Below are 24,651 nucleotides of genomic sequence, written 5' to 3'. Positions count from 1 at the left end.
CCGCTACAGCGCCCGCTGCATCACGAAATCGTGGTGCAGCTGGGTGCCGACGACGAACGTCTTCGTTCCGACCTGCGCGAATCCGTGCTTCGCGTAGAAGCGCTGGGCTCGCACGTTCTCCTGGTTCACGCCCAGCCACAGCCCGGCGCACCCCGCCGCGACCGCGCGTTCGACGATCGCATCCATCAGCGCGGACGCGACACCGGTCCCGTGATTGCCGGGCAGCACATACAGCTTGCTGATCTCGGTGGTCGGCCGCAGGGTCACGACCCTGCCGACGTCCGGGTCGGCGGGTTCCCCGTCGATCAGCATCGCGTAGCCGACGATCGCCCCGCCGTGCGTGACCTTGAGGACGGTGCGGTCGGGGTCGGTGAGGTACTCGGAGAACCGCTCGGCGGACAGCACGTCGTCGATGAACGTGGCGATGTCGTCCTGCGTCGCCCCGGGCGGGCACGCGAGGGGGAACGTCGCCGCGGCGACGTCGGCGATCGCTTCGGAATCCCAGATTCCCGCCGGGTCGATTTCGACAGTCACAGCTGATCCACCGCGTCCTTCGCTTCCCGAAGTGTCATCCCCGTACTGTCCCGCAGCAGGCCGGCCGCCGCAACGGTCCGGCCGTACTCGACCGTGGCCTTCGCGTGCCGCACGCCGATTCCGTCCCGTGCGACGAGAAGCTTGATCGCCTCGGTGGTCCGGCCCCGGTCCAGGAGGCACGTCACCTCGTCCCGGGTGGCGTCGTCGAGTTGCCGCCACGTCGATGCGGGGTGCAGGTCGGGTGGGGTGTGCGAGCCGCCACGACAGGACCGCGACGAGACCAGAACCGCGATGTAGACGTTTCCCACCGCGATCACGAACCATCCCCAAGTCGGCATGACCTAAGTAGAACATCTGCTGTCAGTCGCGATCGGGGGCCCACTCGGATTGCTCGTCGCGGTCCCGGTCCGGGGCGAACGCGGGCGCGAGGAGCAGGAGCCCGACCGCGAACAGGAGCGGGACCACGAACCCGATCCGCAGGCTGGTCGCGGCGGCGACGCCGCCGATGATCGCTCCGCCCACGAGGGTTCCCGCGTAGTTGAACAGGTTGATCCGCGCCACGACGTCGTCGACCTGTCCGGCGGGCGCCAGTCGTCCGGCGGCGCTGAAGCACAGGGGAGCGACGACCGGGACACCGAGGCCCACGACGAGGAATCCTCCGATGGCGACGGCCGGGGACCCGGCGAACACGACGACCGCCATTCCGGCGACACCGACCGCCGAACCTGCACGGACGACGGCGATCTCGCCGTACTTCGAGACCCAGAAGTCGCCGCTGAGCCGCGACACCAGGGCCGCGCACTGGTACGCGGCCAGGGCCAGCGCAGCGGTGCCCGCATCCGCGAGCAGCACATTCCTGACGTACAGCGCGGACCAGTTCGCGACACCGAAATCGATGGCATAGAACAACGCCATCGCGGTACCGAGTGCGAGCAGGGCGCGGATCGGAACCGGAACGGCCACAGGGCCGGTCGCCGGTGCGGCGGTGCCCGCCGGTTCCCGGCGGCGGAGGAGCCGGGGCCCGCAACCGGCCAGACCGGCGGTCACGACGAACGCCGCCGTCAGCTGGGCGGCGGCGACACCCACGCCGAGTGCCGACGTCGCGGCGACGAAGAGCGCGCCCGCAATGGCGCCGACACTCCACACCGCGTGGAACGACGACAGGATGAAGCGGCCGTAGGCGTGCTGGATCGTCACCGCCTGCATGTTGGCGGCGGCGTCGACGATGCCGAGTCCGGCCCCGTACGCGGACAGGCAGACGAAGAAGGCGGCGGTGTTCGGGCTGAAACCGAGCACCCCGCCTGCGGCCGCGATCGTCGCGAGCCCGAGTTGCAGTGCCGTCCTGCTGGAGAATCGGCGGGCCAGGTGCTCGGCGAGGATGCTGCCCGCCCCGGCGATGAGGGACACGGTCACGACGGCGACCACGATGACCGTGTCGTCGAACCCGAATCGGTCCTGGTACTGCGGCAGCTGGGTGAGGACGGCTGCGAGGAGAAAACCCTGCAGTCCGAAGGCGGCCGCGGCGGCGATCCGTGCCGATCGGTGGTCGGTGGACACTTCCGCGCGTGGTGGATCCGTCATGGGGCCGGCCTTCGATCGTGGACATCCGATGATTGGACGAGTGTCCAATACTTTGCGGGGATGCGCAGCGTTCTCCGGATCGGCGGGCGATATGTCCGAAAGCGACGGTCGGTGAGGTGCCCGGAACAAGACTGAGCCCCAGCCTTGGATGGGGGGTCATGGCTGGGGCTCATTGCCATCGGGGGGGTGGATGGCAAGTTCGACGATACATGAGGAATTCCTCACGTTCCAGAAGCAGGGGTAACGATTTCGTCACCCGACCGTCGCCGGCACTACCGCACGCACCGGGGTTGTCTCGGCGGACGGTTGTCGCTTACAGTGTCCTCCATGCAGCGCATCCTCGTAGTTCTCCGCCGTAGCGGGGTCTGATACGGACCGACCCCTCGCTGCGGGTCGTTGAGCTACGCGTTGGTCCTCCCTCCTTTCAGGAAGACCACGAGAATGAGCGCCAACACTTCTTTCGCTTCGACCTTTCCCTCGTCGGCACCGGCCGCCGACCCGTTCGCCGCCCGCCACGGCAAGTCGCTGCCGTCGGAACTCCGCACCGAGGCCGCCGGAATGGCCTGGAAGGCGTTCGACACCGTCTACGCGCCGTCCAACGGCCCGTTCCGCCTGGGTAGCTGGTCGGAAACGAAGACCGGACCCGGAATGTGGGATTTCGAAGCTACCCTCGGCATCGGCGAATCGATCTGCAAGACCGGTGCGAGCGCGCCCGGCCCCGTCGCCGCCATGACCTCGATGCTGTACGACGCGGGGTGTGCGATGGAGATCCTGTCTTTCCATCAGCACGAGATCGGGCACCGCACAGCGACCTTCCTGCTGTGTGAGAGTGCCGGCATCCGGCTCTGGGCGATGGGAATCGGGGAGTCCGGCACGGAATCGACTCTGCGGGCGATGATCTCCGGCGCCAACCGGCTCCGGCCCGCCTGACGCACAACGACGTGCGGCCCCGGTCTGTGACCGGGGCCGCACGTCGTGAACTGTTCTGTTGAACGCGAAATGGTGCGCGATACTGGGATTGAACCAGTGACCTCTTCCGTGTCAGGGAAGCGCTCTCCCGCTGAGCTAATCGCGCGGGACGGAAAAAAGAGAGCGGACGACGGGATTCGAACCCGCGACCCCAACCTTGGCAAGGTTGTGCGCTACCAGCTGCGCCACGTCCGCATTCGTGAAGGCCCCTTGCGGGGCCGTCACTGTCGAGCAAGTCAAACATCTAACAGTCGAGCATCTAGCATCTATCTCGGTGCGCGATACTGGGATTGAACCAGTGACCTCTTCCGTGTCAGGGAAGCGCTCTCCCGCTGAGCTAATCGCGCGAGGTGGAGACGGGAATCGAACCCGTGTGCACGGCTTTGCAGGCCGTTGCCTCACCACTCGGCCACTCCACCGTAAAGGTTGAGTCCAACCTCTCGAGCGGACGACGGGATTCGAACCCGCGACCCCAACCTTGGCAAGGTTGTGCGCTACCAGCTGCGCCACGTCCGCATGCACCGTGTAACTCGCGGAGAATGTTCTCCGTGGTGCGGTTGAGAACATTAGCCGACCATCCGCGATAGTTACAAATCTGCAGGTCAAGGCATCAGACGGTGAACTGCGTGTGAACGGGACCGGGTCGCGGGCGCGCCGCATGCGGGGTCCGGCACGAATCCCACACGAATCCCATCGGGGTGATTTTCGTTCGGCCGCCGGGTCTGTTAATGTTCCAACTCGTTCGAGCGCGAGTGTCTGGCGCGCCTCGGTCCCGTGGCTCAGTGGAAGAGCGTCCCGTTCACACCGGGAAGGTCGCTGGTTCGATCCCAGCCGGGACCACCGAGAGAAGAGGTCGTTTCCGAAATCGGAAACGGCCTCTTCTTTTTCGTGTGCGCACTCGGAAAATCGGTTGTTGCCACTCTCCGGCGCGACGGACAATGAACTGAGCCGGCCGAAATTTCCCGGGTGATCCGCTACCGAAGGATTGAAGTCCCATGTTCCCCGTGAGGCTGGAAGGCACCACCGCGCCGACATTGATGTGGGCGGAGGAGCAGACCATCGAGCAGGCGGCGTTGCAGCAGCTGCGGAACATGGCGGACCTGCCGTGGGTGCACGGGGTCCGCGTCATGCCCGACGTCCACGTGGGCAAGGGCGCGACGGTCGGTTCCGTCATCGCGATGCGGGCGGCGGTCGCCCCCGCGGCGGTCGGCGTCGACATCGGCTGCGGAATGACGGCGGTCCGGACCGATGTGACCGCGGGCGACCTGCCCGACAGCCTGCGGTCGATGAGGTCGCACATCGAGCGGGCGGTGCCCGTCGGTTTCGCCATGCACGAGCACTCGGTGAACGTCGGCGCGCTGGGTACGGATGCCGGGGGAGTGAAGAAGGGGTGGCACCGCTTCTGGCAGGAGTTCGGCGACCTGCATTCCGGCGTGCAGTCCCGGGAGTCGCGGGCGATGAAGCAGATCGGCACCCTCGGCGGCGGCAACCACTTCATCGAGGTGTGCCTGTCGGACGCCGACGAGGTCTGGCTGATGCTGCACTCCGGGTCACGCAACATCGGTAAGGAGCTGGCGGAGCGGCACATCGCGGTGGCGCGGGCCCTGCCGCACAACCAGCGGCTGGTCGATCGCGATCTCGCGGTGTTCCTCGCAGGCAGCAAGGAGATGGACGCGTACCGCCACGACCTGACGTGGGCGCAGGAATACGCGGCCCGGAACCGTGCCGTCATGCTCACGTTGGTGATGCAGGCCTTCCGGCAGTCCCTGCCCGGCAGGACGGTGCGCTTCGACGAGCCGATCTCCTGTCACCACAACTATGTGTCGGAGGAGATCGTCGACGGCGAGCCGATGCTCGTCACGCGTAAGGGCGCGATCCGGGCGGGCCGGGGTGATCTCGGACTCATCCCCGGGTCGATGGGCACCGGTTCCTACGTGGTGCGGGGCCTGGGCTCCGAGTTGTCGTTCAATTCGGCGTCGCACGGGGCGGGACGGACGATGAGCCGCACCAAGGCGAAGAAGAGGTTCACCGTCGACGACCTGGTGCGGCAGACGTCCGGCGTCGAGTCGCGCAAGGACGCCGGCGTGATCGACGAGATCCCCGGCGCCTACAAGGACATCGAGCAGGTGATCGAAGCGCAGGCCGATCTCGTCGAGGTCGTGGCACACCTGCGGCAGGTCGTCTGTGTGAAGGGGTGACCGCAGGTCGCGGTCGGTAGGGTGGACTGGTGACCAGCAGAGAAGCTCGACCGGGACCCGCGCCCGAGAACGGGGATGTGGACGACTCGGATCTGTCCCCGTTCCAGGAAGCGGAGAGCCGCTGGCGCCGGTGGCGGGCACACGTCGCCGCGCGCCCGAGCCTCAACCTGGCGTACCGCATCGTGGTGGGGGTGATCGGCGTTCTCGTGCTCGCCGCCGGGATCGTCGCGATCCCGTACCCCGGCCCCGGGTGGCTGATCGTATTCGCGGGGCTCGGAATCCTCGCGTCCGAGTTCGCGTGGGCGCACCGGTTGCTGCACTACGCGCGGCAGCGCTACGACAAGTTCATGGACTGGTTCTCGCGGCAGTCGCTGGTGGTCAAGGGGGCGGGCGCGCTGCTGACGTGTGCCGTCGTCCTCGCCACGCTGTGGTTGCTCGGGACGTTCGGGCTCGTCGGGACGTGGATCGGCCTCGACTACCCGTGGCTGGAGAGCCCGCTCTAGCCGGACGCATGATTGGGTGTCACTGCTGGGCCGATAACATGGGCTGGCACATTCACCATGTCTGCACCGCACACCTCACCTAGGAGAACATCGCCGTGAGCACCCCCGCATCCGCCGCCCCAGCCACCCTCGTCCGGGTGCCCGCGGGGACGACGGCCGGTACAGCGGTTCGGGAGGCCGGCTACCCCAGCAAGGGCCCGGACGTCGTCGTCGTGGTCCGTGACGCCGAGGGCCAGCTCAAGGACCTGTCCTGGGTGCCCGACGCCGACGTCGAGGTCGAACCGGTCGCGGCGAACACCGACGACGGCCGCAGCGTCATCCGCCACTCGGCGGCGCACGTGCTCGCGCAGGCTGTCCAGCAGGAATTCCCCGAGGCCAAACTCGGCATCGGCCCGCCGATCAAGGACGGCTTCTACTACGACTTCGCCGTCGAACGCCCCTTCACTCCCGAGGACCTCGCGAACCTCGAGAAGCGGATGAAGAAGATCGTCAAGGGATCACAGCGGTTCTCGCGCCGCGTCGTCGATTCGCTGGAGGAGGCCCGCGCCGAACTGGCGAACGAGCCCTTCAAGCTCGAACTCATCGACGACAAGTCGGGAATCGACGATCCGGAGATCATGGAGGTGGGCGGCAACGAGCTCACCATCTACGACAACCTGGACCCGCGGACCGGCGAGAAGGTGTGGGGTGACCTGTGCCGCGGCCCGCACATTCCCACCACCAAGCACATCCCCGCGTTCAAGCTCACCCGCAGCTCGGCGGCGTACTGGCGCGGCAACCAGGACAACGCCGACCTCCAGCGCATCTACGGCACCGCGTGGGAGTCGGCGGAGGCGCAGGAGCAGCACCTGGAACTGCTCGCCGAGGCCGAGCGCCGCGACCACCGCAAACTGGGGTCGGAACTCGACCTGTTCAGCTTCCCCGACGAGCTCGGCTCGGGACTGCCCGTGTTCCATCCCCGGGGCGGGATCATCCGCACCGAGATGGAGGACTACTCCCGCAAGCGCCACGTCGAGGAGGGGTACGAGTTCGTCAACACCCCCCACATCACCAAGGGCCACCTCTACGAGGTGTCGGGTCACCTGGACTGGTACCGCGACGGCATGTTCCCCGCGATGCACATCGACGAGGAACTGAACGAGGACGGCACCGTGCGCAAGCCGGGCCAGGACTACTACCTCAAGCCGATGAACTGCCCGATGCACAACCTCATCTTCCGGTCCCGCGGACGGTCGTACCGCGAACTGCCGTTGCGGCTCTTCGAGTTCGGTTCGGTGTACCGGTACGAGAAGTCGGGTGTCGTCCACGGACTGACCCGCGTGCGGGGCATGACGCAGGACGACGCGCACATCTACTGCACCCGCGAGCAGATGCGCGACGAACTGGCGACCACCCTGCAGTTCGTCCTCGGCCTGCTGAAGGACTACGGACTGGACGACTTCTACCTCGAGCTGTCCACCAAGAACCCGGACAAGTTCGTCGGCGACGACGCCGTGTGGGAGGAAGCGACGGCGACGCTGGCCGAGGTCGCGGAGTCGTCGGGGCTGAACCTCGTTCCCGATCCGGGTGGCGCCGCGTTCTACGGCCCGAAGATCTCGGTGCAGGTGCAGGACGCCCTGGGGCGCACCTGGCAGATGTCGACCATTCAGCTCGACTTCAACCTGCCCGAGCGGTTCGACCTCGAATACACCGCCAACGACGGCACCAAGCAGCGGCCGGTGATGATCCACCGGGCCCTGTTCGGCTCCATCGAACGGTTCTTCGGTGTGCTCACCGAGCACTACGCGGGTGCGTTCCCCGCCTGGCTGGCGCCCGTCCAGGTGGTCGGCATCCCGGTGGCCGAGACGTTCGCCGATCACCTCTTCGACGTGGTGAAGCGGCTGAAGGCCGCCGGTGTCCGCGCCGAGGTCGACGCGAGCGACGACCGCATGCAGAAGAAGATCTTCAACCACACGGCGCAGAAGGTGCCGTTCATGCTGCTGGCGGGTGCGCGCGACGTCGAAGCCGGCGCCGTAAGCTTCCGATTCCGCGACGGCACCCAGGTCAACGGGGTGTCCGTGGACGACGCCGTGCGCATCGTCACCGAGTGGATCGGCCGCCGCGAGAACGCCTCGCCGACCGCGGAACTGCTGCAATCCGGTCAGGAAGGGTGACGCACATGACCGGAGGTGACGACCTGACGGCCGACGAGATGCTCGGCGGCCCCGGCCGCCTGGTCGACCGCGGCCCCGGCGAGCCCGATCACCTTCAGCGGATCTGGTCGCCGCACCGCATGTCGTACATCGCCGAGACGCCGAAGTCGCGGGACACCCCGAACGAGCCGTTCATCGACATCCCGAAGATGGACGACGAGGACGGGCTGATCGTCGCCCGCGGGGAGCACGTGTACGCGGTGCTCAACCTGTACCCGTACAACCCGGGGCACCTGATGGTGGTGCCCTACCGCAAGGTCGCGGCGCTCGAGGACCTGACGGAAGAGGAAAGCGCCGAGCTGATGTCGTTCACACAGCAGGCGCTGCGCGTGATCAAGCGGGTGTCGCGGCCGGACGGTTTCAACGTCGGCCTCAATCTCGGTGCGGCGGCGGGTGGTTCGCTCGCCGAGCACCTGCATCAGCACATCGTTCCGCGCTGGGGCGGAGACGCGAACTTCATCACGGTCCTCGCCGGGGTCAAGGTCATGCCGCAATTGCTGCGCGAGACCCGGGGGCTGCTGGCGAAGGCCTGGAATGAATGACGCGATAGATGAATGACGCGCGAGTCGTTGACTCACGCGTTCGGGGTTCCTGTCGGGAAGTGAAGAACGGGGTGGAGAGGTGCTGAGCTTCTTCGGGCGGGCATCGGTGTCCAAGGTGACGGCGCCGCTGGGGAAGGCCCTGGTCAAGACCGGGCTCACCCCCGATTCCGTCACCGTCATCGGCACCGTCGCGACCGTGGCGGGTGCGGTCACACTGTTTCCCAGCGGACATCTGTTCTGGGGAGCGATGTTCATCTGGCTGTTCGTGATGTTCGACATGCTGGACGGCGCGATGGCACGCGCGCGGGGCGGCGGGACCAGGTACGGCGCCGTGCTCGACGCCACCTGCGACCGGGTGGCCGACGGCGCGATCTTCGCCGGCCTCGCCTGGTGGGCCGTCTACCACGAGAACAGCAAGCCGCTGCTGATCGCGACGCTGCTGTGCCTCGTCACGTCGCAGGTGATCTCGTACGCCAAGGCGCGCGCCGAGGCGAGCGGACTGTCCGCCGACGGCGGCCTCATCGAACGGCCCGATCGGCTGATCATCGTGCTCGTCGGCGCCGGCGTCACCGGGCTCGGAGTGCCGTGGGCCGTGCACGTCGCGATGTGGTTGCTGTCGGCGGGCAGCGTGATCACCGTGTTCCAGCGGGTTCTGGCGGTCCGCCGGTCGCCGGGGGCGCGGGACGTGCTGCCCCTGCCGCCCGCAGATCCGACGCCGGAAGACGGACAGGCGACCGCGCAGTGAGCGGCGTGTCCGAACGCCTCAGCGACCTGGGGTACGCGGCAGGCTGGCGGCTGGTGCGTGCCCTGCCCGAGAAGGCCGCGGTCACCCTGTTCGACAGGGGAGCCGACTTCGCCGTCCGGAACGGCGGCCCGGACCAGTTGCGCCGCAACCTCGCCCGGGTGCTGGGGGTGACCCCCGCCGAGGTGCCCGATGCGCTGATGCGGGCGTCGATGCGGTCCTACGCACGGTACTGGCGGGAGGCGTTCCGGCTGCCGTCGATGGACCTGGTGAAGACCGGCGCCGCCCTCGACGAGCTGATCGAGGGACAGAAGCACCTCGACGCCGCGAAGGAAGCCGGCCGGGGCGCGATTCTCGCACTTCCGCACAGCGGCAACTGGGACATGGCCGGTGTGTGGTGCGCCCAGCACTGGGGTGGCCTGTCCACGGTCGCCGAACGGCTGAAACCCGAATCGCTGTACCAGCGGTTCGTCGACTACCGCGAAGGCCTCGGCTTCGAGATCTTCCCGCTCAGCGGCGGTGAGCACCCCCCGTTCGTGGAACTGTCGGAGCGGCTGCGGGACAACGGCATCGTGTGTCTCCTCGGTGAACGCGACCTGGCGAAGAAGGGGGTCCCGGTGACGTTCTTCGGGGAACCGACCCGCATGCCCGCCGGTCCCGCCAAGCTGGCGATCGACACCGGTGCGCCGCTGCTGCCGGTGCACTGCTGGTTCACCGACAGCGGGTGGGGTTTCCGCATCGACCCGCCGATCGACACGACCGCGGGCGTGGCCGCGGCGACCCAGGTCCTGGCGGACCGGTTCGAGGCCAACATCGCCGCACATCCCGAGGACTGGCACATGCTTCAGCCGCTGTGGCTGTCCGACCTGTCGCAGGCGAGGCTCTCCCGTATGGAGAACTCGTGAAGATCGGCATGGTCTGCCCGTACTCGTTCGACGTCCCGGGCGGAGTGCAGGCCCACGTCGTCGACCTCGCGGAGGTCCTGATCGAGCGCGGGCACAAGGTGAGCGTCCTGGCGCCGGCGTCCGACGACGTCGACCTGCCCGGTTTCGTCGTGTCGGCGGGACGCGCCCTCGCGATTCCCTACAACGGTTCGGTGGCCCGGCTGAGTTTCGGCCCCGCCGCGAGTGCCCGGGTCCGGCGCTGGATCTCGGACAACGACTTCGACGTCCTGCACATCCACGAGCCCAACGCGCCGAGCCTGTCGATGCTCGCCATGCGGGTGGCGGAGGGGCCCATCGTGGCGACGTTCCACACCTCGACCACGAAGTCGTTGGTGCTGAGCACGTTTCAGGGTGTGCTCCAGCCGTACCTGGAGAAGATCAGCGGGCGCATCGCGGTATCGGAACTCGCGCGGCGCTGGCAGGTGGAATCGCTCGGCTCCGACGCCGTCGAAATCCCCAACGGCGTCGACGTCCCGGCGTTCGCGCACGCCGAACCGCTGCCCGGCTATCCGCGCCCCGGCAAGACCATCCTCTTCCTCGGCCGCTACGACGAGCCCCGCAAGGGCATGGCCGTGCTCCTGAAGGCGCTGCCCGCGCTGGTGGAGAAGTATCCCGATCTCGAGGTGCTGGTGGTCGGCCGCGGCGACGAGGACAAGTTGCGCCGCGAGGCGGGCCCGGTGTTCGGGCATCTACGTCTGCTCGGCCAGGTCGACGACGCCGAGAAGGCGTCGGCGCTGCGGAGCGCCGACGTGTACTGCGCCCCCAACCTCGGCGGTGAGAGCTTCGGCATCGTGCTGGTGGAGGCGATGGCCGCCGGGGCCGCCGTCGTGGCGAGCGAACTGGACGCATTCCGCCGGGTCCTGCGGGACGGGCAGGCGGGCGTGCTGGTGCCGGTGGGGGATGCGGCGGCGCTCGCCGCCGGGATCGACTCGGTGCTCGGCGACCCCGAGCGCAGCGCCGCGCTCACCGACGTCGGCCGCACGGTGGTCACCGAATACGACTGGCCGGTGGTGGCCGAGCAGATCCTGCGTGTCTACGAGACGGTCACCGTCGGCCGCGACGGCGTGCGGGAGGTCGGCTCGTGACGCTCTCCGCCCTCACGATCCTGGTTCTCGCGCTGGTCGCGGCCGTCGTCCTCGCGATCGGCCTGTGGGCGTACGGCACGGCCAACCGCCTCGACCGCCTGCACGTCCGCTCCGACCTGTCCTGGCAGGCCCTCGACGCTGCCCTCGCCCGCCGGGCGGTGGTCGTCCGTGCGGCGGCCGCGGCGATGGACCCACCCGAGGGCAGGTCGCTGGCCGCGCTGGCGGCCAGGGCCGAACGAGCGGACCGGGCCGACCGGGAGATCGCCGAGAACGCGTTGTCCAGCGCACTCTCGTCGCTCGACCCGGACACCCTGCGCCCCCAGTTGGTGGCGGAACTCGCCGACGCCGAGGCGCGGGTGCTGATCGCCCGCCGATTCCACAACGACGCCGTCCGCGACACGCTCGCCCTGCGCACCCGGCGGCCCGTCCGATGGCTGCACCTCGGGGGCACGGCCCCGCTGCCGACGTACTTCGAGATCACCGAACGTTCGTCCGCCGCCGCGGTCACCGAGGGACTGTCCCTCGACTCGGTCCGGACGTCCGCCCGGGTGGTGCTGCTCGACGGTGACGGCCGGGTGCTGCTGCTGCGTGGACACGACCCCACCGTCCCCGACATCTACTACTGGTTCACGATCGGCGGCGCCGTCGAGAAGGGCGAGAACCTGCGGGCGGCCGCCGTCCGGGAGATCGCCGAGGAAACCGGGCACACCGCATCACCCGAGTCGCTGCGCGGACCGATGTGGCGTCGGGTGGCGATCTTCTCCTGGAACGGGCAGCTCATCCGGTCCGAGGAGCTGTTCTTCGCGTTGCGCACCGACGGGTTCGAGCCGCATCACGGCGGCTTCACCGAACTCGAGAGCCGCACCATCACCGGTCACCGGTGGTGCACCGCGGACACGGTACGGGAACTGGCGGCGGCGGGCGAAGCCGTGTACCCGCACGACCTCGCGGATCTCCTCGACGAGGCCGAAGCGGTCGCCGTTGCCGCCGACGACCCCGAGGTGCGCGCGATCACCTGAGCCGCCCGCAGGTCCGGAGAAAGCCAGCAATCGCGGACTGGCTACGGAAGTGGACTGGCGTTCGTCCTAGAATCGGGTACTGCAGCGTGAACGTCGTCGCTCACGCATGCCGCTATCGCAATCAATCCACGCCACACCTCAGGAGTTCGCTGTGAGCACCCCCGACACCACCCCCACCACCGGTACGGCGCGCGTCAAGCGCGGCATGGCCGAGATGTTGAAGGGCGGGGTCATCATGGACGTCGTCACCCCCGACCAGGCGAAGATCGCCGAGGACGCCGGTGCCGTCGCGGTGATGGCACTCGAGCGGGTGCCCGCGGACATCCGCGCCCAGGGCGGCGTGTCCCGGATGAGCGACCCGGACATGATCGACGGCATCATCTCCGCGGTGTCGATCCCGGTGATGGCCAAGGCCCGGATCGGGCACTTCGTCGAGGCGCAGATCCTGCAGTCGCTCGGTGTCGACTACATCGACGAGTCCGAGGTCCTGACGCCGGCCGACTACGCCAACCACATCGACAAGTGGAAGTTCACCGTTCCGTTCGTCTGTGGTGCCACGAACCTGGGTGAGGCGCTTCGCCGGATCACCGAGGGTGCGGCGATGATCCGCTCGAAGGGTGAGGCCGGCACCGGGGACGTGTCCAACGCGACCACCCACATGCGCACCATCGGCGGGGAGATCCGCAGGCTGACGTCGCTGAGCGAGGACGAGCTGTACGTGGCGGCCAAGGAGCTGCAGGCCCCGTACGACCTGGTCGTCGAGGTCGCCAAGGCCGGTAAGCTGCCGGTCACCATGTTCACCGCCGGCGGCATCGCCACCCCGGCGGACGCGGCGATGATGATGCAGCTCGGCGCGGAGGGTGTGTTCGTCGGTTCCGGCATCTTCAAGTCGGGCAACCCGGCCGAGCGCGCCGCGGCGATCGTCAAGGCGACCACGTTCTTCGACGACCCGGACGTTCTCGCGAAGGTTTCCCGCGGGCTGGGCGAGGCGATGGTCGGCATCAACGTCGACGACATCCCCGTCCCGCACCGGCTCGCCGAGCGCGGCTGGTGACCTCCGCGATCGATCTGTGATCGATCGCTCTCCCTCTGCACTGAGTTCGCCCGCACCGCACGAGGCCCCGACCAGGACCTCGTGCGGTGCGGTGCACCGGTGCCCGGGGCCGTGGGAGAGTGTCAGCGGACGAGCATCGGAAGGGGCCGTGGATGGCGACGATCGAAGAGATCCTGGAAGTGGAACGCCTCGAGGAGAACATCTTCCGGGGCATAGCGACCGAGACCATGCTTCCCCGCACCTTCGGCGGGCAGGTGGCCGGTCAGGCGCTGGTGGCGGCGGTCCGCACCGTCGACCCCCGCTTCGCGGTGCATTCGCTGCACGGATACTTCCTCCGCCCCGGAAATCCCACGATGCCGATCGTGTACCTCGTGGACCGCATCCGGGACGGCCGCTCGTTCGTCACCCGGCGGGTCAGCGCCGTTCAGGACGGCCAGGCCATCTTCACGATGTCGGCGTCCTTCCAGGTCGACGACGTGGGCATCGAGCACCAGGACGAGATGCCCGTGGTCCCGCCGCCCGACAATCTGCCGTTCGCCGGCGAATCCGACGACCCGGAGATCGCCTGGCTGGCCCGGGAGTGGTCCGACTGGGACATCCGGATCGTCGGACACGGCGAGGTCGACCGCATCCGCGGTGCGGCCGCGCAGCAGCAGGCGTGGTTCCGGTCCCGCAGGACGCTGCCCGACGACCCCGTCTTCCATGTCTGCGCGCTGGCGTACATGAGCGACATGACGCTCATCGGTTCCGCGATGACCCCGCATCCCGGTGTCGAGATCGACAGTGCCTCACTCGATCACGCGCTGTGGTTCCTGCGCCCGTTCCGGGCCGACGAATGGCTGCTGTACGACCAGACGTCGCCCGCCGCCGGCTTCGGCCGGGCTCTCGCGCAGGGACGGATCTTCGACCGGAAGGGGAACCTGGTCGCCGCCGTGGTGCAGGAAGGGCTGACCCGGTTCCTGCGCACGACGTGAGCGGCTCAGCGGCCTGCTCGGACCGCGGGTTTCGGCGGATGGTCGTACCGCACCAGCAGGTCGGGTTCGTCGGTGACGTCGGCGGCGCGGCGCAGCAGTGCGGGCACGGTCCATCGTTGATCGTCCGGAGTACGGCGCCGCAGGGCCCCTTCACTCAGGTGGAGTTGCACGGTGACGTCGAAGTCGAGGTCCCGGCCGAGCAGCATCGGGCCTGTCACGAGAAGCACCTGCCCGTCGGCGGCGGGCACGCGGGCGCAGCGGGCGGAGCGATCCTCGGCCTCGTCCCACAGCCGCGGCAACCACCGGCGGTCGGCGCGGACCGACCGCACCACCTCCCGGTTCAGTGCGTCGTAGTCGAACCAGAGCGTGCGGTAGCTGAGTTCGTCGTCGCGTCCGTGCTCGAACCGCAGGGAGGCGGGCCGGACGTAGTCGTGGACGGACACGACGTCGCAGGGCCGGCCCTGTTCGCGCAGCGACGCGCAGATCGCGTCCGAGAGGGGGAGCGGCTGCGCGGCGTCGGGGGCATCGATCGCGACGACGGCGGTGCCGTCCACCGCGAGACAACGCTCGGTGACGAGTGCGACGAGACCGTCCGGGCTCGTCGGTGTGAACATCGTCATGGCACCCATGGTGCCTCGAGCCCGAACCGGGCGGATAACCTTGACCAGGCACAGAAGGAGGGCGGATGGCGAGCATCGAGGACATTCTCGAACTCGAAGCGCTGGAGAAGGACATCTTCCGCGGGTCGGTTCATCCGTCCGTGCTGAAGAGGACGTTCGGCGGGCAGGTCGCCGGTCAGTCGCTCGTCTCCGCCGTCCGCACCGTCGACGAGAGATTCGAGGTGCACTCCCTGCACGGGTACTTTCTGCGCCCCGGAAATCCGGCGGAACCCACCGTCTACCTGGTCGACCGGATCCGGGACGGCCGGTCCTTCTGCACCCGGCGCGTCACGGGCATCCAGGACGGCAAGGCGATCTTCACCATGTCGGCGTCGTTCCACTCGCAGGACGAGGGCATCGAGCACCAGGACACGATGCCGTCGGTCCCCGAGCCCGAAGAGCTCGTCGACGCACAGACCGTCGAGGAGATGGCCGCCACCGATCTCTACCGGGAGTGGAAGGAATGGGACGTCCGTATCGTTCCGGCCGACTGCACCAGGAAGACTCCCGGAATCGCCGCGCAGCAACGCGTGTGGATGCGTTACCGCAACACACTGCCCGACGATCGGGTCTTCCACATCTGCACCCTCGCCTACCTCAGTGACATGACGCTCCTCGGCGCGTCGAAGGTCCCGCACCCCGGAGTGGTCACCCAGACTGCGTCGCTCGACCACGCCATGTGGTTCCTGCGCCCGTTCCGCGCCGACGAGTGGCTGCTCTACGACCAGACCTCACCCTCCGCCGGCTTCGGCCGCGCCCTCACTCAGGGCCGCATGTTCGACCGGAACGGCACCATGGTCGCCGCCGTGGTGCAGGAGGGGTTGACCCGCATCCAGCGCGATCAGGACCTGCGCGACATCGAGACAGGAAACATGGCATGACCCGTCCCCTCGTCGGAGTGCTCGCCCTGCAGGGCGACGTCCGTGAACACCTTGCTGCACTGAATGATTCGGGCGCCGACGCCGTGGGCATCCGTCGCCCGGAGGAGCTCGAGAAGATCGACGGCCTGGTGATCCCGGGCGGTGAGTCGACGACGATGAGCAAGCTGCTGCAGATCTTCGAACTGCTCGAGCCGCTGAAGGCCCGCCTGCGCGACGGGTTGCCCGCCTACGGGTCGTGCGCCGGGATGATCCTCCTCGCGAGCGAGATCCTCGACACCCGGCCCGACGCCCAGCACCTCGGCGCCATCGACATGACCGTGCGCCGCAACGCATTCGGCCGTCAGGTCGATTCCTTCGAGTCCGACCTCGAATTCGAGGGCATCGTCGGCGATCCGATGCGGGCCGTGTTCATCCGGGCCCCGTGGGTGGAGCGCGTCGGCGACGACGTCCAGGTCCTCGCCCGGGTGCCCGAGTCGGGTGGCGCGGCCGCCGGACGCATCGTGGCCGTGCGGCAGGGTTCCGTGGTGGCGACGTCGTTCCACCCGGAGGTCACGGGGGATCGGCGAGTGCACGAGTTGTTCGTCGACATCGTCCGCGGGGTCTAGGGCATCTTCCCCGATCCCCGTTTCGGCGCTCCCGAGAGGGATCGGGAGACACGCCCTAACCCGCCGGACGGGGTGCGGCGAGCGAGTTGAGGAGCGCCGCACCCTGAGCGGCGCCGTCGACGGTGACGGCGAACGGGCGGCCGCCGGCGCGGGTCACCACGATGCCCTCGCCGCCGCGGATCACCACCGCGGTTCCGCGCGGTGAGAAGCGGTATCCCCAGCCGCCCCAGTCCGCGGGGCGGATCTCGGTCACCTGTGCCTCGTCGACCGCGTCGAGTGGGATGTGCCGCCAGCGCACGTTCCACGACGCGAGGCTCAGCCCGGTGCGGTCGACCTGCACGGTCACGGAAGCGAAGGCGCCGCCGGCGACCACCAGGACGAGGAACAGCGCCGCGAGCCAGAGTGCGCCCACCAGCGCGGACACGAGCGCGGCGACGGCCATGGCGAGAGCGAGCACGCCCGCCCAGCGCCCGCGCGCGTATCCGGTCCAGGACGCGCGTTCGCCGGGCGCCAGGGGGACGGGCAGTGTCGGCGCGGGGCCGTTCTCCGTGGCGTGCGACGGCCGGGGGAGCAGGACGAACGTGGCGACCGCCCACAGGATTCCCAGCAGGGGGATCACGATCCACCAGCCCAGCGTCGCCGCGCCGGGCGAGCCCGCACGGACGGTGGCGGCGACGCTGACGATCCACGTCGTGGCCACCGTCCACCCGGTGAACACGGTGGCGGGGAGCCAGAGCGCGGCGTCGGTGCGGATCCGGGCCGCGGCGACGCCGGCGGTGCCCGCGGCGATCGCGCAGACGGCGAGGGCGATCCAGAAGTAGGTGGTCGTGTCGCTGAAACCGTCGGGTCGGGTGCCGGACCAGTGGCTGGCCACCACCGGCGGCAGATCGCCGCCCCACGCGAGTCTCGCGATCACGAGGGCGAGGAGGGGTACCGTCGAGGTCGCGGCGAGGAGGCGCGTGCGGGAGGTCGTCATTGTTCGGAGGTCTCCTTGATCACGTCGAGCATCTGTTCGGTGTCGAGTCCGAGGCGCCGTGCCTCGGCGACGAAAGTGCGTGCGGCTTCGGTCAATCCGGTACGAATCGGGTCCGTGTCGGCGCGGACGACCGCGCCCCGGCCCCGGCGGAGGTCGATCAGCCCCTCGTCGCGGAGGGTGGCGTAGGCGCGCAGCACCGTGTGGAGGTTGACGTCGATGGACTCGGCCAGTGCCCGGGCGGAGGGCAGCCGGTCGCCCGCGCCGATCTCGCCGCGCAGGAACGCGCCGCGCACATTGGCGGCGATCTGTTCGCCCAGTGGGGTGCCGGAGCTGTGGTCGACTCGCATCAACATATTTGCATTCTATGCAAACAATGGTGACTTTTGCGAGTTGTTACCCCGGGATAGCGCAGGGGTGGCCGGGCTGCGGGTAACATCGTCAAAGCTGAAACCGCGCAGTCGGCGTGCCAAAAGCAGCAGGAAAGGGGCTTGAATCGCATGAGCGGCCACTCCAAATGGGCCACCACCAAGCACAAGAAGGCTGTGATCGATGCCAAGCGTGGCAAAGCCTTCGCGAAGCTGATCAAGAACATCGAGGTGGCGGCCCGTACCGGCGGTGGCGACCCTGCGGGAAACCCCACCCTGTACGACGCTATCCAGAAGGCCAAGAAGACGTCGGTCCCCAACGACAACATCGAGCGCGCCCGCAAGCGCGGCGCCGGTGAAGAAGCGGGCGGCGCCGACTGGCAGACCATCATGTACGAGGGCTACGGACCCAACGGCGTCGCCGTCCTCATCGAGTGTCTGACCGACAACCGCAACCGTGCGGCCGGCGAGGTGCGGACCGCGATGACCCGCAACGGCGGAAACATGGCCGACCCGGGTTCGGTGTCCTACCTGTTCGCCCGCAAGGGCGTCGTCACCCTGGAGAAGGGCGACCAGACCGAGGACGACGTGCTCATGGCGGTCCTCGACGCGGGCGCCGAAGAGGTCACCGACCTGGGCGAGACGTTCGAGATCGTGAGCGAGCCCACCGACCTCGTGGCCGTGCGCAGCGCTCTGCAGGAGGCGGGCATCGACTACGACTCCGCCGAGGCCGACTTCCGCGCATCCGTCGAGGTCCCGGTCGACGCGGACGGGGCCCGCAAGGTGTTCAAGCTCGTCGACGCACTCGAGGAGTCCGACGACGTGCAGAACGTCTACACCAACGTCGACCTCTCCGACGAGGTGCTCGCCGAACTCGACGACTGATCGCACGGCGCGGGGCGGGGGAGCGGTGCTCGCCCGCCCCGCGCCGTCCTGCGTGTTGGTGCGCCGCCACGTCCGACCCCACGGCTAAGCTATCGAACAGCTGTTCGGCGTGGGAGAGGTGGCTTTGCGTGCGTGTGCTGGGTGTGGATCCCGGTCTGACCCGGTGCGGATTCGGAGTGGTGGACGGCGGCAACGGCCGCACCGTCACCCCGGTGGCCGTCGGCGTGGTCCGAACCCCGGCAGACCTCGAATTGTCGTCACGACTGCTGCGGATCTCCGAGGCCGCCGAATCGTGGATCGATCTGCACCGGCCGGAGGTCGTGGCGATCGAGCGGGTGTTCTCCCAGCACAACGTGCGCACCGCGATGGGTACCGCGCAGGCGGGCGGCGTCGTCGCCCTCGCCGCCGCGCGCCGCGGCATCGGCGTGTGTTTCCATACCCCCAGTGAGGTCAAGGCGGCCGTCACCGGAAGCGGATCGGCCGACAAAGCTCAGGTGACGGCGATGGTGACACGCATCCTCAAGCTGGCGGCCGCGCCCAAACCGGCCGACGCCGCGGACGCGCTGGCCCTGGCGATCTGCCATTGCTGGCGGGCGCCGATGATCGAACGCATGGCCCGCGCCGAGGCCGCGGCCGCTGAACAGAAACGTCGCTACCAGGCCCGGCTGGCCGAAGTGAAGAAGGCAGGTACACGATGATCGCGTCCGTCCGCGGCGAGGTGCTCGAGATCGCCCTCGACCATGCGGTGATCGAATCCGCGGGAGTGGGATATCGCGTGAACGCGACCCCGGCCACCCTCGGCGGGCTGCAGCGGGGAACCGAGGCCCGGTTGGTCACGGCGATGATCGTCCGCGAGGACTCGATGACGCTGTACGGGTTCCCCGACTCTGAGTCCAAGGAGTTGTTCGGGCTGCTCCAGACGGTGTCGGGTGTCGGTCCACGCCTGGCGATGGCGACACTCGCCGTCCTCGAACCCGAGGCGTTGCGGGCCGCGCTCGCCGAGGGCAACGTCACGGCACTCACCCGGGTGCCCGGCATCGGCAAGCGCGGGGCCGAGCGGATGGTCGTCGAACTGCGCGACAAGGTCGACGCGGTCGCGTCCACGTCCGGGGCGGTGCCGCTCGGCGCGGGCGGCGGCGGATCGATCCGCGATCAGATCGTCGAGGCGCTCGTCGGGCTCGGCTTCCCGGCCAAGCAGGCCGAACAGGCCACCGACTCCGTCCTCGCCGAGGCCCCCGAGTCGACCACCTCGTCCGCGCTGCGCTCCGCCCTGTCCCTGCTCGGGAAGACCAGATGAATCCGGAACCCGGCGGCGACTACGACGACGAGTCCCCGGTTTCGGCCGATCTCGTCGCCGGCGACGGCGACATCGAGGCCAGCCTGCGGCCGAAGAACCTGCACGATTTCATCGGGCAGCCGCGGGTCCGGGAGCAGTTGCAACTCGTCCTGACCGGCGCCAAGATGCGCGGCGGCACCCCCGACCACATCCTGCTCTCCGGACCTCCCGGGCTGGGAAAGACCAGCATGGCGATGATCATCGCCGCCGAACTGGGTTCCTCGCTGAGACTGACGTCGGGTCCGGCGCTCGAGCGCGCCGGCGACCTGGCAGCCATGCTGAGCAATCTCGTCGAGGGCGACGTGCTGTTCATCGACGAGATCCACCGCATCGCCCGTCCGGCGGAGGAGATGCTCTACCTCGCGATGGAGGACTTCCGGGTCGACGTCGTGGTCGGCAAGGGTCCCGGCGCCACCTCCATACCCCTGGAGGTCGCGCCGTTCACCCTGGTCGGGGCCACCACCCGCTCGGGGGCGCTCACCGGGCCGCTGCGCGACCGGTTCGGGTTCACCGCCCACATGGACTTCTACGAACCGGCGGAGCTGCAGCAGATCCTCATGCGATCGGCGGGCATCCTCGGGGTGCAACTCGGCGAGGAGGCCGGCGCCGAGATCGCGAGCCGGTCCCGGGGCACACCCCGCATCGCGAACCGCCTGCTCCGCCGCGTCCGCGACTACGCCGAGGTCCGCGCGGACGGCGTCGTCACCCGCGAGATCGCGCACGCCGCCCTCGCCGTGTACGACGTCGACCAGCTGGGACTCGACCGCCTCGACCGTTCCGTCCTCAGCGCCCTGGTGCGCAGCTTCGGCGGCGGCCCGGTCGGGGTGTCCACCCTGGCGGTCGCGGTGGGTGAGGAGCCCGCCACCGTCGAGGAGGTGTGTGAGCCGTTCCTCGTCCGCGCCGGAATGATCGCGCGCACACCCCGCGGCCGTGTCGCCACCGCGGCCGCGTGGATACAACTGGGCCTGACCCCGCCGCCGGACGCCGTGACCGGCGGAATCGAGGTTCGCGTCAACGAACCGCAGGCCTCCCTGTTCGATCCGGAAGACCCCTGATCGACTCCCGGAGAAACGCCCGCCTCGTGCCGACCGAACCGGTGTCCGGGCCGGTGATGGCACACTGGTGTATTGCATCGGTCCAACCGGGACCAGTGCTTCGGACCGTGCGACATACCTCGAGGTTGACTTACAGATGGATTTTCTCTTCCCGCTCCTGATTCTGGCGCTGCTCGTCCCGATGTTCCTGGGGATCCGCCGGCAGAAGAAGGAGGCGGCCAAGGTGACTGTTCTGCAGGACTCGCTCTCGGTGGGCGACCGCATCCTCACGACCGCCGGTCTGCACGGCACCGTCGTCGCGCTCGGCGACGACACGATCGACCTCGAGATCGCTCCCGGCGTGGTCACCACGTGGTCGCGTCTCGTCGTCCGCGAGCAGATCGTCGACGCCCCGCTGCAGGGTGACGGTGCCATCGACCACGAGTCGATCAGCACCGAGGCCCCCGCCACCGACATCGTGCGCGAGGATCGTGAGAACGGCGGCGACACCACGCCGCGGCTGAACAAGGATTGACCGGCGCTTCCGCGCGGCACCCGCGCAACCGTCGTGTCGCAGGCGCCCCGGGCGCGGTGACCGGGGCACAGCCCTGCGTCCGCCGGTCCCGTGCGCTGTGAGCGTTCCCACCCGAACTGCACGTACTGAGGAGACATAGAGATCGTGGCACCTTCCACAGGATCGGTGCATCCCGTCCGCTACCTCACCGTTTTCGCGGTGCTCGTGGCGGTTCTGTATGCCCTGGTGTTCTTCACCGGCGACAAGTCCGCGACACCCAAGCTGGGCATCGACCTGCAAGGTGGGACCCGAGTCACCCTCACCGCACGCACCCCGGACGGCAGCAAGCCGACGCCGGACAGCCTGCGGCAGGCGCAGGAGATCATCGAGACCCGTGTGAACGGACTCGGCGTGTCCGGCTCCGAGGTGGTCATCGACGGCGACAACCTGGTCATCACCGTCCCCGGCGATGACAGCGCCCAGGCCCGGTCGCTCGGCCAGACGGCGCGGTTGTACGTCCGCCCCGTCCAGACGTCGCAGGCCGCGGCCGCTCCAGGCACGCAGGCGCCCGCCGCCGGTGAGACGCCGGCCCAGGCGCCCGCAGGAACCGAGACTCCCGCGCCGCAGAACCGGCCGTTCCCGGCACAGGACCCGTCCACGTCACCCGCGCCCGCCCCCACGGCGGAACCGGCGCCCACCGACGAGTCCGGGACCGAAACCGCCGAGGCGGCTGACGAGATCGCGGCCGCCCGGGCCACGCGCCAGAGCACCGACCCCGCCGTACAGCAGCAGGCCATGGCGACCCTCGACTGCAGCGTGCCCGACCCGTTGCGCGGCAACGACGACCCGGCTCTGCCGCTGGTTGCGTGCTCCACCGACGGTCAGGCCGTGTATCTGCTCGAACCGGCGATCATCGACGGCCAGGAGATCGCCGACGCGACGTCCGGGTACAACTCCCAGCAGTCGCGGCACGAGGTGAGCCTGACGTTCAAGTCCGAGGGCAGCAACACCTGGGCCACGTTCACGTCGCAGAACATCGGCAAGCAGGCCGCGTTCACACTCGACTCCAAGGTGGTGAGCGCGCCGGTCGTCCAGGGCGCGACACCCGCAGGCAGTTCGACGTCGATCACCGGTTCGTTCACCGCGGACAGCGCGAAGGAACTCGCGAACACCCTGAAGTACGGTTCGCTGCCGCTGTCGTTCGCGGCGTCGGAGGCCGAGACGGTGTCCGCGACCCTGGGTCTCGCCTCGCTGCAGGCCGGTCTCATCGCCGGTCTGGTGGGTCTGGTCCTGGTGCTGCTCTACTGCCTGCTCTACTACCGCATGCTCGGAGTGCTCACGGCGCTGTCCCTGGTCCTGTCCGGTGTGATGGTCTACGCGATCATGGTGCTGCTCGGCCGGTACATCAACTTCACCCTCGATCTCGCCGGCATCGCCGGTCTGATCATCGGCATCGGCATGACGGCCGACTCGTTCGTGGTGTTCTTCGAGAGAATCAAGGACGAGATGAGAGAGGGACGCAGTTTCCGGTCCGCGGTTCCGCGCGGCTGGGCGCGTGCGCGCCGGACCATCCTGTCCGGTAACGCGGTCAGCTTCATCGCCGCCGCGGTGCTGTACATCCTCGCGATCGGCCAGGTGCGCGGGTTCGCGTTCACCCTCGGCCTGACCACCATTCTCGACGTCGTCGTCGTGTTCCTGGTGACGTGGCCGCTGGTCCACCTGGCCTCGAAGTCGCCGTTCTGGTCGAGGCCGGGCGTCAACGGACTGGGTGCCGTGCAGCAGATCGCCAAGGAACGCAAGGCTGCCGCAGCGTCGGCGAAGGAGTCACGAGTATGAGCGAATCGACCACGTCGTCCAAGTCTGCGTCGCAGACGGACCCCGAGTCTTCGCTGTCCGATTCGGGCGTCAACCAGACATCGATGCCCCGGCACAGCTGGCTGTCCCGGCTGTACACCGGAACCGGCGCCTTCGAGGTGGTCGGCCGCCGCCGCTTCTACTACATCCTGACCGGCACGATCGTGCTGATCTCGCTGCTGAGCATCCTCGTCCGTGGATTCACCCTCGGTATCGACTTCGAGGGTGGATCGCGGATCCAGTTCCCCGCGGGCGACGGGGTCGACACCACACAGGTGGAGAACGTCTACTCCGACGCGCTGGGAATGGACCCCGTCTCGGTGCAGACCGTCGGCTCGGGTTCGAGTGCGACCGTGCAGATCCGCTCGGAGGCGCTCGACGCGGCCCAGGTGGTGAAGCTGCAGAACGCGCTGTACGACGAGTTCCAGCCGAAGGACAGTGACGGCACCGTCAACGAGAACGTGATCAGCGTCGCCGACGTCAGCGAGACGTGGGGCGGGCAGATCACCCAGAAGGCGCTGATCGCGCTGCTTGTGTTCCTCGTGATCGTCAGCGTGTACATCGCCGTCCGGTTCGAGCGCGACATGGCGATCGCCGCGATCGTCGCATTGTTCTTCGACATCGCCGTCACCGCCGGTGTGTATTCGCTCGTCGGCTTCGAGGTGACCCCGGCGACCGTCATCGGCCTGTTGACGATTCTCGGATTCTCGCTCTACGACTCGGTGGTGGTGTTCGACAAGGTCGAGGAGAACACCCGGGGAATTCTGCATCTGACCCGACGCACGTACGCCGAGCAGGCGAACCTCGCGGTCAACCAGACGTTAATGCGCTCCATCAACACCACCCTGATCAGCGTGCTGCCGGTGCTCGCGCTGATGGTGGTCGCGGTGTGGATGCTCGGTGTCGGAACGCTGAAGGACCTGGCGCTGGTGCAGCTCGTCGGCATCATCGTCGGTGCGTACTCGTCGATCTTCTTCGCGACACCGTTGCTGGTCACCCTGAAGGAGCGGTGGGGTCCGGTGGCCGCGCACACGCGGAAGGTCCTCGCCCGACGGGCGACCCTGGCCGAAGGCGGAGCGCAGAAGGCCGGCGCGCCGGCGACCGCATCCACCCCGGAGGCGGCCGTGCCGCGTTCCCGAACCGCGTCGACCGCACCTGCTCCGGGCTCACGTCCCACCGGGAAGCGCAACAAGAAGAGGCACTGA

General features: G+C 68.6%; 26 protein-coding genes and 6 tRNA genes. 21 read left to right on the top strand and 11 right to left on the bottom strand.

Annotated elements, in window-relative coordinates; all coding sequences use genetic code 11:
* Positions 1–3 precede the first annotated feature (3 nt).
* From CJ179_RS02920 to CJ179_RS02910, 3 genes are read right to left on the bottom strand one after another with little or no spacing between them, the layout of a single operon-like run.
* A complete protein-coding gene (locus tag CJ179_RS02920) occupies positions 4–534 on the bottom strand; it encodes a GNAT family N-acetyltransferase (RefSeq protein WP_072942281.1) in 531 nt (176 codons plus the stop codon).
* Entirely contained in the window at positions 531–872 is a 342-nt protein-coding gene (locus tag CJ179_RS02915; protein ID WP_072942280.1) for a hypothetical protein, read from the bottom strand. The genes CJ179_RS02920 and CJ179_RS02915 overlap by 4 nt, the downstream gene beginning before the upstream one ends.
* A 22-nt stretch (positions 873–894) precedes the next feature.
* Positions 895–2,115 (bottom strand): MFS transporter, encoded by a 1,221-nt coding sequence (locus CJ179_RS02910; RefSeq protein WP_095860663.1) that lies wholly within the window; start codon positions 2,113–2,115, stop codon positions 895–897.
* A 441-nt stretch (positions 2,116–2,556) separates the two neighbouring features.
* On the opposite strand from CJ179_RS02910, the gene CJ179_RS02905 reads away from it, so the two are divergent.
* Positions 2,557–3,045 (top strand): 2-isopropylmalate synthase, encoded by a 489-nt coding sequence (locus tag CJ179_RS02905; RefSeq protein ID WP_072942277.1) that lies wholly within the window; start codon positions 2,557–2,559, stop codon positions 3,043–3,045.
* 70 nt (positions 3,046–3,115) lie between these two features.
* On the opposite strand, the gene CJ179_RS02900 is transcribed toward CJ179_RS02905, so the two are convergent.
* The 5 genes from CJ179_RS02900 to CJ179_RS02880 form a co-directional block, all read right to left on the bottom strand.
* Positions 3,116–3,190, bottom strand: a tRNA-Val gene (locus CJ179_RS02900).
* A gap of 16 nt (positions 3,191–3,206) precedes the next feature.
* A tRNA-Gly gene (locus CJ179_RS02895) sits at positions 3,207–3,279 on the bottom strand.
* Between the two features lie 80 nt (positions 3,280–3,359).
* A tRNA-Val gene (locus CJ179_RS02890) sits at positions 3,360–3,431 on the bottom strand.
* A 1-nt stretch (position 3,432) separates the two neighbouring features.
* A tRNA-Cys gene (locus CJ179_RS02885) sits at positions 3,433–3,503 on the bottom strand.
* 24 nt (positions 3,504–3,527) lie between these two features.
* Positions 3,528–3,600 (bottom strand) — tRNA-Gly (locus CJ179_RS02880).
* Positions 3,601–3,852: 252 nt separating this feature from the next.
* Between CJ179_RS02880 and CJ179_RS02875 the strand changes: the two genes are divergently transcribed.
* From CJ179_RS02875 to CJ179_RS02825, 11 genes are all read left to right on the top strand, one after another.
* A tRNA-Val gene (locus CJ179_RS02875) sits at positions 3,853–3,924 on the top strand.
* Positions 3,925–4,079: 155 nt separating this feature from the next.
* Positions 4,080–5,282, top strand: a complete 1,203-nt coding sequence (locus CJ179_RS02870; protein ID WP_072942275.1) for an RtcB family protein — start codon at positions 4,080–4,082, stop codon at positions 5,280–5,282.
* Between the two features lie 77 nt (positions 5,283–5,359).
* A complete protein-coding gene (locus tag CJ179_RS02865; RefSeq protein WP_072942273.1) occupies positions 5,360–5,785 on the top strand; it encodes a TIGR02611 family protein in 426 nt (141 codons plus the stop codon).
* Between the two features lie 95 nt (positions 5,786–5,880).
* Positions 5,881–7,938 carry a threonine--tRNA ligase gene (gene thrS / locus CJ179_RS02860; protein WP_072942271.1) on the top strand — a complete coding sequence of 686 codons (2,058 nt, stop codon included), beginning with the start codon at positions 5,881–5,883 and terminating at the stop codon, positions 7,936–7,938.
* 5 nt (positions 7,939–7,943) lie between these two features.
* Positions 7,944–8,519, top strand: a complete 576-nt coding sequence (locus CJ179_RS02855; RefSeq protein WP_072942269.1) for an HIT domain-containing protein — start codon at positions 7,944–7,946, stop codon at positions 8,517–8,519.
* Between the two features lie 79 nt (positions 8,520–8,598).
* Positions 8,599–9,264 (top strand): phosphatidylinositol phosphate synthase, encoded by a 666-nt coding sequence (pgsA, locus tag CJ179_RS02850; protein WP_072942268.1) that lies wholly within the window; start codon positions 8,599–8,601, stop codon positions 9,262–9,264.
* Positions 9,261–10,166, top strand: coding sequence for a phosphatidylinositol mannoside acyltransferase (locus tag CJ179_RS02845; RefSeq protein ID WP_072942266.1), 906 nt, complete (start codon positions 9,261–9,263; stop codon positions 10,164–10,166). Before pgsA ends, CJ179_RS02845 begins: the two co-directional genes overlap by 4 nt.
* Entirely contained in the window at positions 10,163–11,290 is a 1,128-nt protein-coding gene (locus tag CJ179_RS02840) for a glycosyltransferase family 4 protein (protein WP_095860662.1), read from the top strand. Before CJ179_RS02845 ends, CJ179_RS02840 begins: the two co-directional genes overlap by 4 nt.
* Positions 11,287–12,309 carry an NUDIX domain-containing protein gene (locus CJ179_RS02835; protein ID WP_072942263.1) on the top strand — a complete coding sequence of 341 codons (1,023 nt, stop codon included), beginning with the start codon at positions 11,287–11,289 and terminating at the stop codon, positions 12,307–12,309. Before CJ179_RS02840 ends, CJ179_RS02835 begins: the two co-directional genes overlap by 4 nt.
* 151 nt (positions 12,310–12,460) lie before the next feature.
* Positions 12,461–13,363, top strand: a complete 903-nt coding sequence (gene pdxS, locus CJ179_RS02830) for a pyridoxal 5'-phosphate synthase lyase subunit PdxS (protein WP_015890540.1) — start codon at positions 12,461–12,463, stop codon at positions 13,361–13,363.
* 152 nt (positions 13,364–13,515) lie between these two features.
* Complete coding sequence (locus CJ179_RS02825; protein WP_095860661.1) at positions 13,516–14,337, top strand: acyl-CoA thioesterase II; 822 nt, start codon at positions 13,516–13,518, stop codon at positions 14,335–14,337.
* Between the two features lie 5 nt (positions 14,338–14,342).
* Here CJ179_RS02825 and CJ179_RS02820 read toward each other — a convergent pair whose 3' ends face one another.
* Complete coding sequence (locus tag CJ179_RS02820; RefSeq protein ID WP_095860660.1) at positions 14,343–14,966, bottom strand: hypothetical protein; 624 nt, start codon at positions 14,964–14,966, stop codon at positions 14,343–14,345.
* 56 nt (positions 14,967–15,022) lie between these two features.
* Here CJ179_RS02820 and CJ179_RS02815 point away from each other — a divergent pair, with 56 nt between their 5' ends.
* Positions 15,023–15,877: an acyl-CoA thioesterase II gene (locus CJ179_RS02815; protein ID WP_072942259.1), complete on the top strand. Its 855-nt coding sequence runs from the start codon at positions 15,023–15,025 to the stop codon at positions 15,875–15,877.
* Positions 15,874–16,482 carry a pyridoxal 5'-phosphate synthase glutaminase subunit PdxT gene (gene pdxT / locus CJ179_RS02810; protein WP_087555886.1) on the top strand — a complete coding sequence of 203 codons (609 nt, stop codon included), beginning with the start codon at positions 15,874–15,876 and terminating at the stop codon, positions 16,480–16,482. Before CJ179_RS02815 ends, pdxT begins: the two co-directional genes overlap by 4 nt.
* A gap of 55 nt (positions 16,483–16,537) precedes the next feature.
* On the opposite strand, the gene CJ179_RS02805 is transcribed toward pdxT, so the two are convergent.
* Together CJ179_RS02805 and CJ179_RS02800 are read right to left on the bottom strand one after the other, a co-directional pair.
* Positions 16,538–17,458, bottom strand: a complete 921-nt coding sequence (locus CJ179_RS02805) for a hypothetical protein (RefSeq protein ID WP_095860659.1) — start codon at positions 17,456–17,458, stop codon at positions 16,538–16,540.
* Complete coding sequence (locus CJ179_RS02800) at positions 17,455–17,811, bottom strand: GntR family transcriptional regulator (protein ID WP_095860658.1); 357 nt, start codon at positions 17,809–17,811, stop codon at positions 17,455–17,457. The genes CJ179_RS02805 and CJ179_RS02800 overlap by 4 nt, the downstream gene beginning before the upstream one ends.
* 144 nt (positions 17,812–17,955) lie before the next feature.
* On the opposite strand from CJ179_RS02800, the gene CJ179_RS02795 reads away from it, so the two are divergent.
* The 7 genes from CJ179_RS02795 (at position 17,956) to secF (ending at position 24,651) form a co-directional block, all read left to right on the top strand.
* On the top strand, positions 17,956–18,708 hold the full coding sequence (locus CJ179_RS02795; protein ID WP_072942248.1) for a YebC/PmpR family DNA-binding transcriptional regulator: 753 nt from the start codon (positions 17,956–17,958) through the stop codon (positions 18,706–18,708).
* Positions 18,709–18,836: 128 nt separating this feature from the next.
* Entirely contained in the window at positions 18,837–19,406 is a 570-nt protein-coding gene (gene ruvC / locus CJ179_RS02790) for a crossover junction endodeoxyribonuclease RuvC (RefSeq protein ID WP_072942246.1), read from the top strand.
* Positions 19,403–20,005 (top strand): Holliday junction branch migration protein RuvA, encoded by a 603-nt coding sequence (gene ruvA, locus CJ179_RS02785; RefSeq protein ID WP_072942244.1) that lies wholly within the window; start codon positions 19,403–19,405, stop codon positions 20,003–20,005. The genes ruvC and ruvA overlap by 4 nt, the downstream gene beginning before the upstream one ends.
* Positions 20,002–21,099 carry a Holliday junction branch migration DNA helicase RuvB gene (ruvB, locus tag CJ179_RS02780; protein ID WP_072942242.1) on the top strand — a complete coding sequence of 366 codons (1,098 nt, stop codon included), beginning with the start codon at positions 20,002–20,004 and terminating at the stop codon, positions 21,097–21,099. Before ruvA ends, ruvB begins: the two co-directional genes overlap by 4 nt.
* A 136-nt stretch (positions 21,100–21,235) precedes the next feature.
* On the top strand, positions 21,236–21,613 hold the full coding sequence (gene yajC / locus CJ179_RS02775; RefSeq protein WP_095860657.1) for a preprotein translocase subunit YajC: 378 nt from the start codon (positions 21,236–21,238) through the stop codon (positions 21,611–21,613).
* Between the two features lie 144 nt (positions 21,614–21,757).
* Positions 21,758–23,428 (top strand): protein translocase subunit SecD, encoded by a 1,671-nt coding sequence (gene secD / locus CJ179_RS02770; protein ID WP_072942238.1) that lies wholly within the window; start codon positions 21,758–21,760, stop codon positions 23,426–23,428.
* Positions 23,425–24,651, top strand: coding sequence for a protein translocase subunit SecF (secF, locus tag CJ179_RS02765; protein WP_072942236.1), 1,227 nt, complete (start codon positions 23,425–23,427; stop codon positions 24,649–24,651). The genes secD and secF overlap by 4 nt, the downstream gene beginning before the upstream one ends.

It is taken from the genome of Rhodococcus sp. ACS1 (assembly GCF_002300155.1).
In the GTDB taxonomy this organism is placed as follows: domain Bacteria; phylum Actinomycetota; class Actinomycetes; order Mycobacteriales; family Mycobacteriaceae; genus Rhodococcus_F; species Rhodococcus_F koreensis.
This window is presented reverse-complemented; position numbering and strand designations above follow the sequence as displayed.

Coding starts and splice junctions, on each gene's coding strand:
- pdxT (WP_087555886.1), top strand. CDS start 15,874: ATGACCCGTCCCCTCGTCGGAGTGCTCGCCCTGCAGGGCGACGTCCGT.
- CJ179_RS02910 (WP_095860663.1), bottom strand. CDS start 2,115: ATGACGGATCCACCACGCGCGGAAGTGTCCACCGACCACCGATCGGCA.
- CJ179_RS02825 (WP_095860661.1), top strand. CDS start 13,516: ATGGCGACGATCGAAGAGATCCTGGAAGTGGAACGCCTCGAGGAGAAC.
- secF (WP_072942236.1), top strand. CDS start 23,425: ATGAGCGAATCGACCACGTCGTCCAAGTCTGCGTCGCAGACGGACCCC.
- CJ179_RS02805 (WP_095860659.1), bottom strand. CDS start 17,458: ATGACGACCTCCCGCACGCGCCTCCTCGCCGCGACCTCGACGGTACCC.
- CJ179_RS02905 (WP_072942277.1), top strand. CDS start 2,557: ATGAGCGCCAACACTTCTTTCGCTTCGACCTTTCCCTCGTCGGCACCG.
- ruvB (WP_072942242.1), top strand. CDS start 20,002: ATGAATCCGGAACCCGGCGGCGACTACGACGACGAGTCCCCGGTTTCG.
- ruvA (WP_072942244.1), top strand. CDS start 19,403: ATGATCGCGTCCGTCCGCGGCGAGGTGCTCGAGATCGCCCTCGACCAT.
- CJ179_RS02915 (WP_072942280.1), bottom strand. CDS start 872: ATGCCGACTTGGGGATGGTTCGTGATCGCGGTGGGAAACGTCTACATC.
- CJ179_RS02870 (WP_072942275.1), top strand. CDS start 4,080: ATGTTCCCCGTGAGGCTGGAAGGCACCACCGCGCCGACATTGATGTGG.
- CJ179_RS02795 (WP_072942248.1), top strand. CDS start 17,956: ATGAGCGGCCACTCCAAATGGGCCACCACCAAGCACAAGAAGGCTGTG.
- CJ179_RS02800 (WP_095860658.1), bottom strand. CDS start 17,811: ATGTTGATGCGAGTCGACCACAGCTCCGGCACCCCACTGGGCGAACAG.
- CJ179_RS02815 (WP_072942259.1), top strand. CDS start 15,023: ATGGCGAGCATCGAGGACATTCTCGAACTCGAAGCGCTGGAGAAGGAC.
- CJ179_RS02820 (WP_095860660.1), bottom strand. CDS start 14,966: ATGGGTGCCATGACGATGTTCACACCGACGAGCCCGGACGGTCTCGTC.
- yajC (WP_095860657.1), top strand. CDS start 21,236: ATGGATTTTCTCTTCCCGCTCCTGATTCTGGCGCTGCTCGTCCCGATG.
- CJ179_RS02855 (WP_072942269.1), top strand. CDS start 7,944: ATGACCGGAGGTGACGACCTGACGGCCGACGAGATGCTCGGCGGCCCC.